Genomic DNA, 15672 nt, shown 5'->3' with positions numbered 1-15672 from the left:
CGCGACCACTTTTGGGCGACATGCATCAACTCAAGCTTCGCGGAACCGGTATCCGACTCCGTAAAGGGTTTCGATCATTTCGAAGTCGTCATCGACGGCCTTGAACTTCTTGCGCAGCCGCTTGATGTGGCTATCGATGGTGCGGTCGTCGACATAGACCTGCTCATCATAGGCCGAATCCATCAGCGCATCACGGCTTTTTACCACGCCGGGGCGCTGCGCCAGCGAGTGCAGGATGAGAAATTCGGTGACCGTCAGCGTCACCGGCTCGCCCTTCCAGGTGCAGGTATGGCGTTCCTGGTCCATGACCAGCTGGCCGCGTTCCAGCGAACGGGCCTGCTGGCTGGGCGCCTTTGCCGCAGCTTCGCGGGCGCTGGCGCGGCGCAGCACGGCGCGCACCCGCTCGACCAGCAGGCGCTGCGAGAACGGTTTGCGGATGAAATCGTCGGCGCCCATCTTGAGGCCGAAAAGCTCATCGATCTCATCGTCCTTCGAGGTCAGGAAGATCACCGGTAGGTCGGACTTCTGCCGCATCCGGCGCAACAGCTCCATGCCGTCCATGCGCGGCATCTTGATGTCGAGGATGGCGAGATTCGGCGGCCGCGCCGCCAGGCCTTCCAGCGCCGACGCACCATCCGTGTAGGTCTCGACGCGATACCCCTCGGACTCGAGGGCGATCGACACCGATGTCAGAATGTTGCGGTCGTCATCGACAAGCGCGATTGTTGCCATTTCAAGCGGCTCCCTCATGAGCTGTCCCTTCTGTCTTAGAGAAGGGGCTTTTGCAGGACAAATTAGGTACAAAATGTGGCACAGGCTCCACCCGCTGTCGCGGACGGCTTGCCGGCGGCCCCATCGGAACCTCTACACGGGTTGGACGAACACTGTGTGCCAATCCTTTGGGCAACCACCGTGATTTTTTGCACATATAAACGATTTAAACAACTTTCAAAATTTTTAAATCGATTAATGATTTGATATCATTCGAGTTTTCTGGTTCTCACCGTCTCAGCCCCTAACGCGGGCTCGCCGGAAACGCGCCGGCAAAGTGCGGCGAATCCAGAAGAAGGGACCCTTGATGTCGGAAGTCGGCAAACGCAATTCTGCTTGCGCGATCGATCGTATCGGCCTGAAAACCACCGGCACGGTGCATTATAATTTTGGTGCGGCCGCCCTTTATGAGGCAGCGATCCGTCGTGGCGAGGCCCGGTTGACCGCCGGCGGCGCGCTGCTTGCCGAGACCGGCCAGCACACTGGCCGCTCGCCCAAGGACAAGTTTGTCGTCCGCGATGGCGCCACCGAGCCCCATGTCTGGTGGGACAACAACAAGGCGATTTCGGCGGGCCAGTTCGAAATGCTGCTCGCCGATTTCCTTGTCCACGCCGCGAATAGCGATCTCTATGTGCAGGACCTCGTCGGCGGCGCCGATGCCGAGCTGAAGCTGCCGACGCGGGTCATCACCGAATTCGCCTGGCACTCGCTGTTCATCCGCAATCTTTTGATCCGCCCGCAGGCCGCCGAGCTCGAGGATTTCGTGCCGGAGATGACGATCATCGACCTGCCGTCCTTCCGCGCCGATCCGGCCCGCCACGGCAGCCGCACCGAAACGGTGATTGCGGTCGATCTCACCCGCAAGATCGTGCTCATCGGCGGCACTTCCTATGCCGGCGAGATGAAGAAATCGGTGTTCACCATGCTCAACTATCTGCTGCCGGAAAAGGGCGTCATGCCGATGCACTGCTCGGCCAATGAGGGCCCGGGCGGCGACGCAGCGATCTTCTTCGGGCTTTCCGGGACGGGCAAGACGACGCTGTCGGCCGATCCGTCACGTACGCTCATCGGCGACGACGAGCACGGCTGGGGACCGCACGGCATCTTCAACTTCGAAGGCGGCTGCTACGCCAAGACGATCCGGCTGTCGGCCGAGGCCGAGCCGGAGATTTTCGCCACCACGCAGCGTTTCGGCACGGTGCTGGAAAATGTCGTGCTCGACGCCGACCGCGTGCCGGACTTCAACGACGGCCGGCTCACCGAAAACACGCGCTGCGCCTATCCGCTGGATTTCATCCCCAATGCCTCGAAGAGCGGACGGGCCAGCCACCCGAAAAACATCATCATGCTGACCGCCGATGCCTTCGGCATCATGCCGCCGATCGCCCGGCTGACCCCGGCGCAGGCGATGTACCACTTCCTCTCCGGCTACACCGCCAAGGTGGCCGGCACCGAGAAGGGCGTTACCGAGCCGGAAGCGACTTTCTCGACCTGCTTCGGTGCCCCGTTCATGCCGCGCCACCCCAAGGAATACGGCAATCTGCTGCGCGAGCTGATCGCCCGCCACGGCGCCGATTGCTGGCTGGTCAACACCGGCTGGACCGGCGGCGCCTACGGCACCGGCAAGCGCATGCCGATCAAGGCGACGCGCGCCTTGCTGGCCGCAGCGCTTGACGGTTCGTTGAAGGCGTCCGGTTTCCGCACCGACGCCAATTTCGGCTTCGAGGTGCCGGTTGCTGTGCCTGGCGTCGACAGCGCCATTCTCGACCCGCGTTCGACCTGGGCCGACAAGGCAGCCTATGACCGGCAGGCAGCGCGATTGGTCGGCATGTTCGCCGTCAACTTCGAGAAATTCGAGAGCCATGTCGATGCCGTCGTGCTCGGCGCAGCACCCCGCCTGCAGGAAGCTGCGGAATAGGCGAGGCGTCTTCACCGAAGCATCCTTGAAAGGCGCGATCTCGATCGGGCCTTTTCTTTTTTGGTCCGCCGCGCCATGACTGCGGCATGCCTATCGACGACATCATCATATCAGACGAAGCCGTAATCCATCCGGGCGACCTGCACGAGGATTTCATCCGCTCGTCGGGTCCCGGCGGCCAGAACGTCAACAAGGTGGCGACCGCCGTCCAATTGCGCTTCGACGCCGCCAATGCGGCTGGCCTGTCCGAACGCGTGCGCGCGCGCACGATCAAGCTCGCCGGCCAGCGCGCCACTAAGGACGGCGTCATCGTCATCGAGGCCGGCCGCTTCCGCACCCAGGAGCAGAACCGGGCCGATGCCCGGGCAAGGCTGACGGCGCTGGTCGCCAAGGCCGCGGAACCGCCGCCGCCGCCGCGCAAGAAGACCAGGCCGTCGAAAGGCTCGGTAGAGCGGCGGCTGCAAAGCAAGGCAGGGCGCGGCACGATCAAAAAGCTGCGCGGCCGGGTAGAGAACGACTAAGGACCGCGCCGACTGCGTGCATAAAGCGGCCTCCCCTGCCGCAGCCGCAAGGTTTCACCATTGCCACAGCAAGGGAGGCCGACAACGGTGGCTTTCGGGTCGCCGTTTCTGATTGGCGGTGGCATGGTTTCAGTATCAACCGGAGGCGAAGTCATGCTCGTTCTGCCCAAAGGCGTCCGCCACATGCCTGGTTATCTGTCCCGCGCGGCGCAGGAAGCGCTGGTCGAAGAGGTGAGGACCATAGTACAGCGGGCGCCGCTGTACGTGCCGGCGATGCCGCGGACCGGCAAGGAGATGAGCGTGCGCATGACCAATTGCGGCACGCTGGGCTGGGTCACCGACAAGGAGCTGGGCTATCGCTACCAGCCAACGCACCCACTCACCGGAGAGCCATGGCCGCCGATCCCGGACGCGCTGCTGCAATTGTGGCGGGAGGTCGCCGCCTATCCGAATCCGCCGGAGGCCTGCCTGGTCAATTTCTATACGCAGGACGCCAAAATGGGTCTGCACCAGGATCGCGACGAAGCCGATTTCTCGGCCCCAGTGGTCTCGGTGTCACTTGGCGACGATTGCCTGTTCCGGGTCGGCCAAGTGACGGGCAGGGGGGCCACACGCGACGGCGGTACCAAATCGTTCCGCCTGAAAAGCGGCGACGTCGTCGTGCTCGGCGGCGAAGGCCGGCTCTGCTTCCACGGCGTCGACCGCATCTATCCGTCGACCTCGGCGCTGCTGAAAAATGGCGGCAGGATCAATCTGACGCTGCGGCGGGTGACCTTGCCTTGAAGAGGTGAGAGTGCATTCTTGCACTTACTGAACCACTGACCTTGCGAATGAAAAGTCCCTAACGGAATTTAAGGTTTCGGCCGCTAGTCTGCGCCAAAACGTCATCATTCCCGGTGTGGATACCATGCTCGAAATCGAATCCGAAGTGATTTGGCGCTACATTCGAAATGCCGCATGGCGCACGGTTTCGATCGCCCGCTCGGATGCATCGCTCTACCTGTTCATTGGCATCTACACTGCAACGGGGCTGGGGTTTCTGGCTTGGGTCGGCGCGCTCCATCGCACCGCATACCAGACCTACGTGCCGATATGGCTTATGGTTTTCGGTTTCGTGCTGCCGGCGGTATCGCTTCTCCTGGAAACCGGCTGGCTTTTGCATCGATTTGAGCGTCGGCGGAAATTTGCTGCGGGCAAGATGTTCTCAGCCGAGCGGATGGCGGTTCTCTTTTCCGGCATATGTCTGTTGATGGGCATCATGATTTTCCAAAGCACCTTCACCTCGGTCAAGAACGGCATGTCCGTCCTGTGGCAAGGTTTCCCCTATGATCGCGCCTTGGCGGATATCGATGCCTATCTGCATTTCGGCACTGATCCGTGGCGATGGCTCTACGTTATCGGCAAGCATGACTGGGTACGGGAATCCGTCGGATGGAACTACGACATGCTGTGGTTCATCATTTGCTACAGCATGCTGTTTTTCATGGTCACGTCACCACGCACCACGCATCTGAAGAGACGCTATGTGCTGTCCTTCATGGTGGTGTGGGTGGTCGTCGGAAACATCCTGGCCGGGCTGTTCATGTCGGCCGGACCGGCGTTCTACGGCTATGTCACCGGCGATGTGCCACGCTTCGGTGAACAGCTTTCGTTTCTTGCGCAAAGCCCGTCGCCGAGTTCCGCCGCCGTGTACCAGCAGTATCTGTGGACGCTCCAGACCGAGGGTGTGACTGGACTCGCGTCGGGAATATCGGCATTTCCAAGCGTTCATGTCGCCTTGATCACCCTGAATGCGGTGTATACCTGGGAGTACGACCAGCGGTTGGGCGCCATCGCATTTCTGTATGTCGCCTTCATAGTCGCGAGTTCGGTCTATCTTGGTTGGCACTATGCGATCGATGGTTATGCGGCGGTCGCGCTCACGATCGCCCTATGTGCGGCCGTCCGCAAGCTGGTACCCGACGGCGAAATCCTGATGCCAGGCCCGGCCCGGCAATCGGCGGCTGGCGGCAGCCGCCCGGAGGCGGCCGTCACAGTTTCCTGAGCGCCACTTCCTCGACCAGATGATTGGCGCCCTTGCGCAGGATGAGGTCGGCCCGCGCCCGTGTCGGCACGATGTTCTCGCGCAGGTTTTTCAGGTTGATGTTGGCCCACAAGCCTTCCGCAATGGCGCGCGCGGCGTCTTCCGAAAGTTGCGAATAGCGGTGGAAGAAGGAGTCCGGATTGCGGAACGCCGTCTCGCGCAGGCGCATGAAGCGGGCGATGTACCATTGGTGGATCAGCTTCTCGTCGGCATCTATATAAATGGCGAAATCGAAGAAATCCGACAGGAACGGCACGATCTTGCCGTCCTTCGGCAATTTGCCGGGTTGCAGAACGTTGATGCCTTCGAAGATCAGAATGTCGGGCCGGTCGATGGTGACGAACTCGCCGGGAATGACGTCATAGGTCAAATGCGAATAGACGGGCGCGCGGACATTGCGCTGCGCCGACTTGATGCCCGAGAGGAAACGCAGCAGCGCACCGACATCGTAGCTGTCGGGAAAGCCCTTGCGCTCCATCAGATTGTCGCGTCGCAACACCTTGTTGGGCAGCAGGAACCCGTCGGTAGTGATGAGATCGACCTTGGGGCTCGACGGCCAGCGCGCCAGAAGCTCCTTCAGCACGCGCGCCGTGGTCGATTTGCCGACCGCAACCGAACCGGCAATGCCGATGATGAACGGTGTCTTGACCACATCCAGCGCGTTGAAGAAGGCCTGGCGCTGGCGAAACAGCAGCTGGCTGGCCTCGACATGCGCCGAAAGCAGCCGCGAGAGCGACAGATAGATGCGCTTGACTTCTTCCAGGTCGACCGGATCGTTCAACGAGCGCAGACGGTTGATCTCGTCTTCGCCCAGCGTCATCGGCGTGTCGGCGCGGAAGTTCGACCATTGCTCGGCCGAGAAGAAACGATAGGGGGAATATTTCTCGGTCGGAGCGAGCTGGTCCATCGAGTTTCCTGCCCTCTAGAGCATGATGCCGAAAAGTGTGAAGCGGTTTTCGGGCGACATCATGCTCCCTCTATCAATTTAGAGACGGATTCAGATTTCAGGCCTCGGCCCGAAATCATCCGGCTCTAGCGGTCAGCCTTTCGGCCGGGATGCCTTTTCAGTGACGCCCGAACGGCCGGTGCGGCCCTCAAGCTCCTTCAGCACCTCGCCCAGCGAAACGCCGGCGATGCCAAGCACGACGAGCCAATGATATATGAGATCGGCACTTTCGGAAACGAGGGCTTTCTCGTCGCCCTTGACGGCGGCAATGACGGTCTCGACTGCCTCTTCACCAAGCTTCTGCGCCGCCTTGTCGATGCCTTTGGCGAACAGTTTTGCCGTCCACGAGTCCGGGTCGCCGGAACGGGCGCGTTCGCCAATGATCGTTTCCAGATCGGACAGCGAAAATTCAGCCATGGCGCAGTCTACAGCCTTTGTGGAGTGGATTGAACCGGATAGTCCAGCCGCATCGGCAGCCCGGCCTCGGCCATATGCGCCTTGGCTTCCGTAATCGTGTAAGTGCCGAAATGGAAGATCGAGGCGGCGAGCACGGCGCCGGCATGGCCGTCGCGAATGCCCTCGACCAGATGATCGAGCGTGCCGACGCCGCCCGACGCGATCACCGGCGCGCGCACCGCATCCGCTATCGCGCGGGTCAGCGCAATGTCGTAACCGGCCTTGGTGCCGTCACGGTCCATCGAGGTCAAAAGAATCTCGCCGGCGCCGCGATCGACCATCTTTCGCGCAAACTCGACCGCATCGATGCCGGTCTTTTCACGGCCGCCATGGGTGAAGATCTCCCAGCGGTCGGCTTCATTGGGTGCCGACACCTTCTTGGCGTCGATGGCGACGACAATGCACTGGTTGCCGAACTTGTCGGCGGCTTCCGCGACGAAATCGGGGTTCTTCACCGCCGCAGTGTTGATCGACACCTTGTCGGCGCCGGCCAGCAACAGTTTGCGAATATCGGCCACCTGGCGCACGCCGCCGCCGACGGTCAGCGGCATGAAGCATTGTTCGGCGGTGCGGGCGACGACGTCGAAGATGGTTTCACGGTTGTCGGACGACGCGGTGATATCGAGAAAGCAAAGCTCGTCAGCGCCGGCCGCGTCATAGGCTTTGGCCGCCTCGACCGGATCACCGGCATCGATGAGGTCGACGAAATTGACGCCCTTGACGACGCGGCCGTTCTTGACGTCGAGGCAAGGGATGACTCGGGCCTTCAGCATCAGCCCTTCTCCATCGTCGCCAGCAACTCGCTGAGCAGTTCGCCGACCAGCGGCGGAACCTCGGCCTGCGCATCGAACGCCGGATCGTAGGCGGAAATGGTGATGCCGGAAATCGGCAGCAGGCCGGCCATGCCGCAGACAGCCTGGCGCAGCTGTTTCGGCTCCGGGCCGCCGGGCGTGGTGTAGCGGTTGACCTGCAGCGCCCCGGGGTCGTGCACGTCGAGATCGAGATGCAGGTGCACCCGCTTCGCATCCGGCGCCTTCAGCCTGCCGCTCGCCGTCGCCCAGTCCGGGCATTCGGTGCGGATGACCGGCAACGTCTTCAACAGCTCCGTTTCGGCCGGATCGAGATCGCGCGCGTTGACCAGCACGCAGCGCGCCGGATCGATCGGCCTGAAGCCGGGGATGGCCGAGGCCATCGGCTTCCAGCACAGGCCGAGAACCGTGGCCAGCGCCATGCCGTCGAGAAAGCCGAAGATGGACGTCTCCGGCGTGTTGAGATCGCCATGCTGGTCGGCCCAGATGATCGCATCGGCATCCTCGCCGGCAACCGCACCGGCCGATGTCAGGCAATTGCCGGCCAGCACGATGGGAAACCGGCCGCGGTCTATGGCGATGCGGACCTCGCCGGAGACGGCACCGCACACGGCAAAGCCGGTGGCGATCTCGCGCTGTTGTTCGTCGCCAACCCTGCCGATATCGGTGACGACGACGTCATGCCCGGAGAGCGTCAGCGCGTCGACAAGCCCGCCGGCGACGAGTGCATCCGGGCCTCGGCCCATGCCGCCGTGATAGTGGCCGCTGTCATAGGAGGCCAGGATGATGGAGATTTTCACGGCCGGGTCTCCATCGCCTTGCCCTGCAGCACCGCCAGCGCCTCGGCCGGGTCGATGCGCCCGTCATAGAGCGCGCGACCGGAGATGGCGCCTTCGAGTTTCTTTGCGTCGGGCATGGTCATGCGCACGATGTCGGCGATCGAGGCCAGCCCGCCCGAGGCGATGACCGGGATCGACACCGCATTGGCAAGGTCGATGGTGGCATCCCAGTTGATGCCGGTCAGAACGCCGTCGCGGTCGATGTCGGTGTAGATGATGGCGGCAACGCCGGCGCCTTCGAATTTCTGCGCCAGTTCGATGACGCCGAGGCTGGAGGCCTCGGCCCAGCCTTCGACTGCCACCTTGCCGCCCTTGGCGTCGATGCCCACGGCGATTTTTCCAGGAAATTCCTTGCAGGCTTCCCGGACCAGGTCGGGATCGCGCACCGCCACTGTGCCGAGGATGACGCGGGCCAGCCCGCGGTCGAGCCAGTCCTCGATCTGCGCCAGCGTGCGGATGCCGCCGCCGAGCTGCACCGGGTTTTTCGTCGCCTTGAGGATGGCGCCGACCGCCGCGCTGTTGACGCTCTGGCCCTTGAAGGCGCCGTTGAGGTCGACGACATGCAGCCATTCAAACCCTTGCTCTTCGAAGGCCTTGGCCTGGGCCGCAGGGTCGTCATTGTAGATGGTCGCGGTCGCCATATCGCCGTGCTTCAGCCGCACGCACTTGCCGTCCTTGAGGTCGATGGCCGGAAACAGGATCACCGTTCAGACCCCTTCCACAATGGCGAAATGCGAGGTCGAATAAGCGCGCCGGAATTTCAGCGCTGCCTGGTATTCGGGGGAATGGAAGCAAGCCAGCGCGACCTCGTAGCTTTCGAACTCGACGATCACATGGCGATTGCCGGATGGCCCTTCCGGGCTTGACGACTGACCGCCTCGCGTCAGGAATTTCGCGCCGTATTTGTCGAACGCCGCTTTGTTGGCGGTGATGTATTTCGGATAGTTTTCCGGATCGGTCACATCGACCATCGCCATCCAGTAGCCCTTCTTGCTCATCTCAAGGCCTCCAGCGCAGGAAGTTGGTGATCAGTGCCAGGCCGAGCGCCTGGCTCTTTTCCGGATGGAATTGCGTGCCGGCAAGGTTACCGTGCGCGACCGCCGCCGTTACCGGGCCGCCATAATCGGCGACGGCCAGCACTTCGTCCGGCCTTGTCGCGTCGAGATGGTAGGAATGAACGAAATAGGCGTGCAGACCCTTGGGCCCGGTCGCAATACCCGAAAACAGCGGGTGCTTGCGCTCCAGATCGATGGTGTTCCAGCCGATTTGCGGGATCTTCAGCGCCGGATCGGCGGGCGTGATCTCCTTGACGTCGCCGGCAATCCAGCCGAAGCCCTTGGTCACGGTCTTTTCCAGGCCGCGCTCCGACATCAGCTGCATGCCGACGCAGATGCCGAGGAACGGCCGCGCCTTGGCGATCGCTACCTCTTCCACCGCTTCCCACATGCCGGCGACGCCGCGCAGGCCCGCCGCGCAATCGGCATAGGCGCCGACGCCGGGCAAAACGATGCGGTCGGCGCTGCGCACACGCTCGGCATCGGCGGTCAGCTCGATGGCAGCGGCAATGCCGGCTTCATGCGCGGCGCGCTCGAAGGCCTTGGTGGCCGAGCGCAGATTGCCCGACCCGTAATCGATGATGGCGACCCGCATCTCAGGCTTTTCCCGGCGTATGGCTCAGGCCCAGCGTCAGCCCGATCTGAGCCGGCCGGGCAAGGCTGGCGTCCGGCACGATGCGCGGCAGCGGCGCCGGCTCATCGGCAAGCGCCTCGGCATCCAGCGTCAGGCGAATGTCGGCATCGTCAGGATTGTCGGCTTCGATGACGCCCCATTCATGCCAGCCGCGGCGGCGAAGGGCTGCGAGCCGCAACCCTTGGCCTTCCAGCCCGATATAGAGCGAGACCAGTAAAGACAGTGCGGAGCCGGCCCAGTCCAGTCCCAGCCATTGGCCGAGCACCGAGATAAGCCCCATGGCGACGAAGGCGAGCGCGGCCTCGATCCAAAGCCGGTGCCAGGCGAGCCACAGCGGCGCCACCAGGAAAGCCAGCCAGGAAAAACCGTCGCGGACAAAAATGGGTGCGTCGGCCGCCTCGGTGCGGCCTGGCGGTTCCATCACGACATAGATGGCCATCAGCCTACCCTTTCAGAGATCCCTTGGTGGAGGGAACCGCTTCCGGCTGGCGCGGGTCGCGCTCCAGTGCGAAACGCAGCGCGCGCGCCACCGCCTTGAAGCAGGTCTCGGCAATATGGTGATTGTTGGCGCCGTAATGGTTGGTGACATGCAGCGTGATGCCGGCATTCTGCGCCAGCGCCTGGAAGAATTCACGCACCAGTTCGGTGTCGAACGTGCCGATCTTGGGCGACGAGAAGGCGACATTCCAGACCAGGAACGGACGGCCCGACACGTCGATCGCGGCCCGCGTCAGCGTCTCGTCCATGGCAAGGTCGACAGAGGCGTAGCGCATAATGCCGCGCCGCTCGCCCAGCGCCTTGGCCAGCGCCTGGCCGATCGCAATGCCGGTGTCCTCGACCGTGTGGTGGTCGTCAATGTGCAGGTCGCCCTTGGCCTTCACCGTGATGTCGATCAGCGAGTGGCGCGACAGCTGGTCCAGCATATGGTCGAAGAAGCCGACGCCGCTCGACATGTCGGATTTTCCGGTGCCGTCGACATGGACCGAGACACTGATCTCGGTTTCCTTGGTCTTGCGGCTGACTTCGGCGGAACGGGACGCCATGACCTTGTCCTTGGCTGAGGGGTTCGAAACTCAAGACGGGGTTCCAAGCTGTCATTTGCTTGAAAACGAAAGCCTTCTAGCAGCATGATCCGGCGATTGCCAGTTGCGATGCGGACAGCCACCGGCCATGGCGGACGCCGTTTGCATTCACCCGCCCCATGCATACATATGGCCGATCGAAATCACTCGTACCGCGCGCCAATCGCCTTATCGGGATCGCGCGAATCGGAGCTAAAAATGTCGAATGAACTGAGCATGCACGCCACGACCATCGTGACGGTGCGCAAGGGCAACAAGGTGGTGATCGCCGGCGACGGCCAGGTCAGCCTTGGCCAGACCATCATGAAAGGCAACGCCAAAAAGGTGCGCCGCATCGGCAAGGGCGGCAATGTCATTGCCGGTTTCGCCGGCGCCACGGCGGATGCTTTCACCCTTCTGGAGCGGCTCGAAGCCAAGCTCGAACAATATCCCGACCAGTTGACGCGCGCCTGCGTCGAGCTCGCCAAGGACTGGCGCACCGACCGTTATCTGCGCCGGCTGGAAGCGATGATGCTGGTGGCCGACAAGTCGGTTTCGCTGGCGCTCACCGGCACCGGCGACGTGCTGGAGCCCGAATTCGGCGTCATGGCCATCGGTTCCGGCGGCAACTATGCGCTGGCCGCTGCCCGCGCGCTGATGGACAGCGACAAGGATGCCGAGGAGATCGCCCGCAAGGCGATGCAGATCGCCTCCGACATTTGCGTCTACACCAACAACAACTTTGTTGTCGAAACGCTCGATGCCGGCTAACCCTCCGGTGCTCTATGATTTTCGACCGGTTACCGAAAAAGACCTGCCGATGATCGCCGGCTGGCTGGCCGAGCCGCATGTCGCCGAATGGTGGGACGATCCGGAGACGGAAATCGCCGAAATCCGGGAGCATATTGACTCAATTTCTGTAGAGCCGCTGATCGTCGAGCTCGACGGCAGGCCGATCGCCTATCTGCAGAGCTACGATCCGCATCTGGAAGATGGCCATCCCTATGCCGACCAGCCGTTCGGCACGCTCGGCATCGACCTGTCGATCGGCGTGCCGGACCTGGTTGGCAAAGGTCATGGCTCGGCTATCGTCAGGCAATTCGTCGAGCAACTGTTCGAGGAAGGTGCGCCGCGCGTCATCATCGATCCGCATCCCGACAATGGCCGCGCCATCCGCGCCTATGAAAAAGCGGGCTTCAGGGCTATCGATCGCAGACACTCTAGATATGGGGAAGTCGTGCTGATGGCCGTCGATGCCGAAGAGAGCGACCAGCGACGCGGAAGAAGGGGAATGAGTTGATGGCGACACCGGGCACTGCCAAAAATTACTCGGCCTACGAAGACAGCTGGCGGATGGGGCTTCTGCTCGTGCTCGCTCTGCTCATCTTCCAGGCCGGCGCGCTTTACGGCATGGGCCGCACGCCGATCTGCACCTGCGGTTACGTCAAACTCTGGCACGGTGTGGTGAACAGTTCGGAGAATTCCCAGCATATTTCCGACTGGTACACGTTCTCGCACATCATCCACGGCTTCCTGTTCTACGCCTCGGCCTGGTTCCTGTTCCCACGCTCGCCAATCGGTCTGCGCCTGGCATTCGCCGTCGTCATCGAGGGCGGCTGGGAACTCCTGGAAAACAGCCCGTTCATCATCGAGCGCTACCGCGCCGGCACCATTTCGCTGGATTACTATGGCGACTCGATCATCAATTCGGTGTCCGACACACTGGCCATGGTGCTGGGATTTGTGATGGCGCGAGAGCTACCTATATGGAGCATCGTCGGCCTCGCCCTCATCTTCGAACTGGGTGTCGGCTATCTCATCCGGGACAATCTGACGCTCAACGTGATCATGCTGCTGCATCCGTTCGAGTCCATCAAGCAGTGGCAAAGTGGAATCTAGTGATATGACCACCTTCTCTCCCCGTGAAATCGTTTCGGAACTCGACCGCTTCATCATCGGCCAGAAGGACGCCAAGCGCGCCGTGGCCATTGCCTTGCGCAACCGCTGGCGCCGCCAGCAGCTGGAAGGCCAGATGCGCGAAGAGGTGATGCCGAAGAACATCCTGATGATCGGCCCGACCGGCGTCGGCAAGACCGAGATCTCGCGCCGCCTGGCGCGGCTCGCCGGTGCGCCTTTCGTCAAGGTCGAGGCCACCAAGTTCACCGAAGTCGGCTATGTCGGCCGCGATGTCGAGCAGATCATCCGCGACCTGGTCGAGATCGCCATCGGCCTGGTGCGCGAGAAGATGCGCGAGGACGTGAAGGCGCGCGCGCACCTCAATGCCGAGGAGCGCGTGCTGGAAGCCCTGGTCGGCAAGACGGCGAGCCCGGCGACCCGCGATTCCTTCCGCAAGAAGCTGCGCGACGGCGAGCTCGACGACAAGGAGATCGAGATCGAGGTTGCCGACACCGGCACCGGCGGCATGCCCGGCTTCGAGATCCCCGGCATGCCGGGCGCCAATATCGGCGTGCTCAACATCAACGACATGCTGTCGAAAGCGATGGGTGGCAAGAAGACCAAGGCGCGCAAGACGACGGTCAAGGAATCCTACGCGCTGCTGGTCAACGACGAGTCCGACAAGCTGCTCGACCAGGACGAGGTGGTGCGCCGGGCGCTCGACGCGACCGAAAATGACGGCATCGTCTTCCTCGACGAGATCGACAAGATCGCCTCGCGCGAAGGCGGCATGGGCGCCGGCGTCTCGCGCGAAGGCGTGCAGCGCGACCTGCTGCCGCTGATCGAGGGCACGACGGTGGCGACCAAATACGGACCGTTGAAGACCGACCACATACTGTTCATCGCCTCGGGCGCATTCCATGTCTCGAAGCCCTCCGACCTGTTGCCGGAATTGCAGGGCCGCCTGCCGATCCGTGTCGAGTTGCGGGCGCTGGAGAAGGACGATTTCATTCGCATCCTCACCGAGACCGAGGCGAGCCTGATCAAGCAGTATATCGCACTGATGAAGACCGAAGGCGTCGACCTCACCTTCACCGACGATGCCATCGATTCGCTGGCCGGCATCGCTGTCGACCTCAACGCCAGTGTCGAGAACATCGGCGCGAGACGCCTGCAGACGGTGATGGAGCGCGTGCTGGACGAGATCTCCTACGACGCGCCGGACCGCAACGGCACCAGCGTCGCCATCGATGCCGCCTATGTGGAAAAGCATGTCGGCGACCTCTCGCGAAACACAGATTTGTCGCGATTTATCCTTTAAACGAGGGCGCCGGTTCATCCGGCGCCGGTATTAGAGCGCCGCGCGTCCTTTGGACACGCAAAGGTCGCTCTAGGGCCGATGCTTAGGCAACAATCCGGCTAACAGGTTGATGTGTGGCCGGATGGTATCATCGGGCCACCTTTCGTCTTGCCGGGTGCAAGGGCGCTCTCGACTCGACCGGGAGCACTCCCTAGTTTGCGCGGCAATTCTCTAGACGCAATTCCGGACGGAAAACCGTTTCACACTTTTCCTGGAATTGCTTGGGCGGCGGCGCATGAAAAAACTGATCCTTGTCATTCTCGGCTTGACGCTGGCGGCAACGCTGTTCGCGGCCGACGCGGCGACATTGGTGCCGGCGGGCAACCGCAATGCCGTGCAACCTGACATACCGGGCGCCTCGAGCCGCCGCACCCAGGCGACCAACACCACCTTCCAGGCCAAATACCGCAAGGTCTACGCCTTGCTTCAGAACGACGCCGAACTGCGCGCCAAGATCAGGAAGGCCGCCGCTGCCTACGGCATCAATCCTTTGCACATCGTCGGCGCCATCGTCGGCGAGCACACCTACAATGTCGACGCCTACGACCGGCTGCAGACCTACTACGTCAAGGCGATTTCCTACCTCTCCAGCAAGCTGTCCTTCGCCTATGACGGAGAGGACATCACCGATTTCGTGCAGCGGCCGGAATTCAAGAAGTGCACGATGTCGGACAGCTACGACCTGTGGGAATGCCGCGAGCAGGTGTGGAACCGCTCCTTCCGCGGCAAGACCGTCGGCGGCACAAGCTTTCCCAACGACCGCTTCGGCGCCACCTTCTTCCAGCCCTACTATGCCGGCCAGACCTTTGGCCTCGGCCAGCTCAACCCGCTGACCGCGCTGCAGATGAGCGATCTCGTGCACAAGGTGTCGGGGCTGCCCGAGCTCGATGTCGCCGATCCCAATGGGGTCTACAAGACCATCATGGATCCGGATCTGACATTGCCCTACGTCGCAGCGACGATAAGGAAGTCGATCGACGCCTACAATAACATTGCCGGCTTCGACATCTCAGGCAATCCGGGGCTGACCGCCACGCTCTACAATGTCGGCAATCCCGAGCAGCGCGCCTATGCGCTGAAGGCCGAGAACGACAAGCGCCGCGCGGCGGGTGAGGCGGTCAAACTGCCCGAGGAGAATTATTACGGCTGGCTGGTCAACGACAAGCTGGACGAGCTGAAGGCGCTGTTTTAGGTGGTTTGAAGCTCAAGGCCCCTACCTCCCCCTTGTGGGCATAGGCGCTAAGATAGCTTTGGCATGGACTGAAACTTGCGCTTTCGTGGTGGTTCGCGCCAGCGATATCGCAAGGCATGGAGTTTTTGGCG

Annotated in this window: 19 protein-coding genes; 9 read left to right on the top strand and 10 right to left on the bottom strand. The window is 62.3% G+C overall.

What is annotated here, in order from left to right:
• Window positions 1-30: 30 nt before the first annotated feature.
• Window positions 31-732 (bottom strand): response regulator transcription factor, encoded by a 702-nt coding sequence (locus NKI31_RS28300; RefSeq protein WP_010912942.1) that lies wholly within the window; start codon window positions 730-732, stop codon window positions 31-33.
• A gap of 346 nt (window positions 733-1078) precedes the next feature.
• On the opposite strand from NKI31_RS28300, the gene NKI31_RS28295 reads away from it, so the two are divergent.
• The 4 genes from NKI31_RS28295 to NKI31_RS28280 all read left to right on the top strand — a co-directional run bounded on the left by NKI31_RS28295 (window position 1079) and on the right by NKI31_RS28280 (window position 5254).
• Complete coding sequence (locus tag NKI31_RS28295; protein ID WP_023672308.1) at window positions 1079-2689, top strand: phosphoenolpyruvate carboxykinase; 1611 nt, start codon at window positions 1079-1081, stop codon at window positions 2687-2689.
• Window positions 2690-2775: 86 nt separating this feature from the next.
• Window positions 2776-3210 (top strand): alternative ribosome rescue aminoacyl-tRNA hydrolase ArfB, encoded by a 435-nt coding sequence (gene arfB, locus NKI31_RS28290; RefSeq protein WP_023672309.1) that lies wholly within the window; start codon window positions 2776-2778, stop codon window positions 3208-3210.
• A 153-nt stretch (window positions 3211-3363) separates the two neighbouring features.
• Window positions 3364-3993 carry an alpha-ketoglutarate-dependent dioxygenase AlkB family protein gene (locus NKI31_RS28285; protein WP_023681406.1) on the top strand — a complete coding sequence of 210 codons (630 nt, stop codon included), beginning with the start codon at window positions 3364-3366 and terminating at the stop codon, window positions 3991-3993.
• A 124-nt stretch (window positions 3994-4117) separates the two neighbouring features.
• The gene (locus tag NKI31_RS28280; protein WP_352653150.1) at window positions 4118-5254 is read left to right on the top strand and encodes a phosphatase PAP2 family protein; all 1137 of its coding nucleotides are present in this window, start codon (window positions 4118-4120) and stop codon (window positions 5252-5254) included.
• On the opposite strand, the gene coaA is transcribed toward NKI31_RS28280, so the two are convergent.
• From coaA to hisB, 9 genes are all read right to left on the bottom strand, one after another.
• Window positions 5241-6200: a type I pantothenate kinase gene (gene coaA, locus NKI31_RS28275; protein WP_023672313.1), complete on the bottom strand. Its 960-nt coding sequence runs from the start codon at window positions 6198-6200 to the stop codon at window positions 5241-5243. The genes NKI31_RS28280 and coaA overlap by 14 nt on opposite strands.
• 132 nt (window positions 6201-6332) lie before the next feature.
• Window positions 6333-6656: a phosphoribosyl-ATP diphosphatase gene (locus NKI31_RS28270; protein WP_352653149.1), complete on the bottom strand. Its 324-nt coding sequence runs from the start codon at window positions 6654-6656 to the stop codon at window positions 6333-6335.
• A gap of 8 nt (window positions 6657-6664) precedes the next feature.
• On the bottom strand, window positions 6665-7471 hold the full coding sequence (hisF, locus tag NKI31_RS28265) for an imidazole glycerol phosphate synthase subunit HisF (RefSeq protein WP_023687423.1): 807 nt from the start codon (window positions 7469-7471) through the stop codon (window positions 6665-6667).
• Window positions 7468-8304: an arginase family protein gene (locus NKI31_RS28260; protein WP_352653147.1), complete on the bottom strand. Its 837-nt coding sequence runs from the start codon at window positions 8302-8304 to the stop codon at window positions 7468-7470. The genes hisF and NKI31_RS28260 overlap by 4 nt, the downstream gene beginning before the upstream one ends.
• Window positions 8301-9047, bottom strand: coding sequence for a 1-(5-phosphoribosyl)-5-[(5-phosphoribosylamino)methylideneamino]imidazole-4-carboxamide isomerase (hisA, locus tag NKI31_RS28255; protein ID WP_352653146.1), 747 nt, complete (start codon window positions 9045-9047; stop codon window positions 8301-8303). Before hisA ends, NKI31_RS28260 begins: the two co-directional genes overlap by 4 nt.
• A gap of 3 nt (window positions 9048-9050) precedes the next feature.
• On the bottom strand, window positions 9051-9341 hold the full coding sequence (locus NKI31_RS28250) for a DUF1330 domain-containing protein (RefSeq protein ID WP_027049089.1): 291 nt from the start codon (window positions 9339-9341) through the stop codon (window positions 9051-9053).
• A 1-nt stretch (window position 9342) separates the two neighbouring features.
• On the bottom strand, window positions 9343-9993 hold the full coding sequence (hisH, locus tag NKI31_RS28245) for an imidazole glycerol phosphate synthase subunit HisH (RefSeq protein WP_023739748.1): 651 nt from the start codon (window positions 9991-9993) through the stop codon (window positions 9343-9345).
• 1 nt (window position 9994) lies between these two features.
• Complete coding sequence (locus NKI31_RS28240; protein WP_023681414.1) at window positions 9995-10471, bottom strand: DUF2628 domain-containing protein; 477 nt, start codon at window positions 10469-10471, stop codon at window positions 9995-9997.
• A 4-nt stretch (window positions 10472-10475) separates the two neighbouring features.
• A complete protein-coding gene (gene hisB, locus NKI31_RS28235) occupies window positions 10476-11075 on the bottom strand; it encodes an imidazoleglycerol-phosphate dehydratase HisB (protein WP_023672321.1) in 600 nt (199 codons plus the stop codon).
• A 237-nt stretch (window positions 11076-11312) separates the two neighbouring features.
• On the opposite strand from hisB, the gene hslV reads away from it, so the two are divergent.
• From hslV to NKI31_RS28210, 5 genes are all read left to right on the top strand, one after another.
• Window positions 11313-11864 (top strand): ATP-dependent protease subunit HslV, encoded by a 552-nt coding sequence (gene hslV / locus NKI31_RS28230; RefSeq protein ID WP_023672322.1) that lies wholly within the window; start codon window positions 11313-11315, stop codon window positions 11862-11864.
• Entirely contained in the window at window positions 11854-12393 is a 540-nt protein-coding gene (locus NKI31_RS28225) for a GNAT family N-acetyltransferase (protein WP_352653145.1), read from the top strand. The genes hslV and NKI31_RS28225 overlap by 11 nt, the downstream gene beginning before the upstream one ends.
• Entirely contained in the window at window positions 12393-12992 is a 600-nt protein-coding gene (locus NKI31_RS28220) for a DUF2585 domain-containing protein (protein ID WP_352653143.1), read from the top strand. The genes NKI31_RS28225 and NKI31_RS28220 overlap by 1 nt, the downstream gene beginning before the upstream one ends.
• A gap of 4 nt (window positions 12993-12996) precedes the next feature.
• Window positions 12997-14310: an ATP-dependent protease ATPase subunit HslU gene (gene hslU, locus NKI31_RS28215; RefSeq protein ID WP_023672325.1), complete on the top strand. Its 1314-nt coding sequence runs from the start codon at window positions 12997-12999 to the stop codon at window positions 14308-14310.
• A gap of 274 nt (window positions 14311-14584) precedes the next feature.
• Window positions 14585-15541: a DUF1402 family protein gene (locus NKI31_RS28210; protein WP_352653142.1), complete on the top strand. Its 957-nt coding sequence runs from the start codon at window positions 14585-14587 to the stop codon at window positions 15539-15541.
• Window positions 15542-15672 lie beyond the last annotated feature (131 nt).

The organism is Mesorhizobium sp. M0659 (assembly GCF_040320605.1).
Classification (GTDB): Bacteria; Pseudomonadota; Alphaproteobacteria; order Rhizobiales; family Rhizobiaceae; genus Mesorhizobium.
The sequence above is the reverse complement of the archived record's forward strand: the minus strand, read 5'-3'. Positions and strand labels throughout refer to the sequence as shown.

What these genes read in the sequence shown, in the direction of transcription:
- NKI31_RS28300 (WP_010912942.1), bottom strand. Translation starts at nt 732, where the DNA reads ATGGCAACAATCGCGCTTGTCGATGACGACCGCAACATTCTGACATCG.
- NKI31_RS28295 (WP_023672308.1), top strand. Translation starts at nt 1,079, where the DNA reads ATGTCGGAAGTCGGCAAACGCAATTCTGCTTGCGCGATCGATCGTATC.
- arfB (WP_023672309.1), top strand. Translation starts at nt 2,776, where the DNA reads ATGCCTATCGACGACATCATCATATCAGACGAAGCCGTAATCCATCCG.
- NKI31_RS28285 (WP_023681406.1), top strand. Translation starts at nt 3,364, where the DNA reads ATGCTCGTTCTGCCCAAAGGCGTCCGCCACATGCCTGGTTATCTGTCC.
- NKI31_RS28280 (WP_352653150.1), top strand. Translation starts at nt 4,118, where the DNA reads ATGCTCGAAATCGAATCCGAAGTGATTTGGCGCTACATTCGAAATGCC.
- coaA (WP_023672313.1), bottom strand. Translation starts at nt 6,200, where the DNA reads ATGGACCAGCTCGCTCCGACCGAGAAATATTCCCCCTATCGTTTCTTC.
- NKI31_RS28270 (WP_352653149.1), bottom strand. Translation starts at nt 6,656, where the DNA reads ATGGCTGAATTTTCGCTGTCCGATCTGGAAACGATCATTGGCGAACGC.
- NKI31_RS28250 (WP_027049089.1), bottom strand. Translation starts at nt 9,341, where the DNA reads ATGAGCAAGAAGGGCTACTGGATGGCGATGGTCGATGTGACCGATCCG.
- hisH (WP_023739748.1), bottom strand. Translation starts at nt 9,993, where the DNA reads ATGCGGGTCGCCATCATCGATTACGGGTCGGGCAATCTGCGCTCGGCC.
- NKI31_RS28240 (WP_023681414.1), bottom strand. Translation starts at nt 10,471, where the DNA reads ATGGCCATCTATGTCGTGATGGAACCGCCAGGCCGCACCGAGGCGGCC.
- hisB (WP_023672321.1), bottom strand. Translation starts at nt 11,075, where the DNA reads ATGGCGTCCCGTTCCGCCGAAGTCAGCCGCAAGACCAAGGAAACCGAG.
- hslV (WP_023672322.1), top strand. Translation starts at nt 11,313, where the DNA reads ATGTCGAATGAACTGAGCATGCACGCCACGACCATCGTGACGGTGCGC.
- NKI31_RS28225 (WP_352653145.1), top strand. Translation starts at nt 11,854, where the DNA reads ATGCCGGCTAACCCTCCGGTGCTCTATGATTTTCGACCGGTTACCGAA.
- NKI31_RS28220 (WP_352653143.1), top strand. Translation starts at nt 12,393, where the DNA reads ATGGCGACACCGGGCACTGCCAAAAATTACTCGGCCTACGAAGACAGC.
- hslU (WP_023672325.1), top strand. Translation starts at nt 12,997, where the DNA reads ATGACCACCTTCTCTCCCCGTGAAATCGTTTCGGAACTCGACCGCTTC.
- NKI31_RS28210 (WP_352653142.1), top strand. Translation starts at nt 14,585, where the DNA reads ATGAAAAAACTGATCCTTGTCATTCTCGGCTTGACGCTGGCGGCAACG.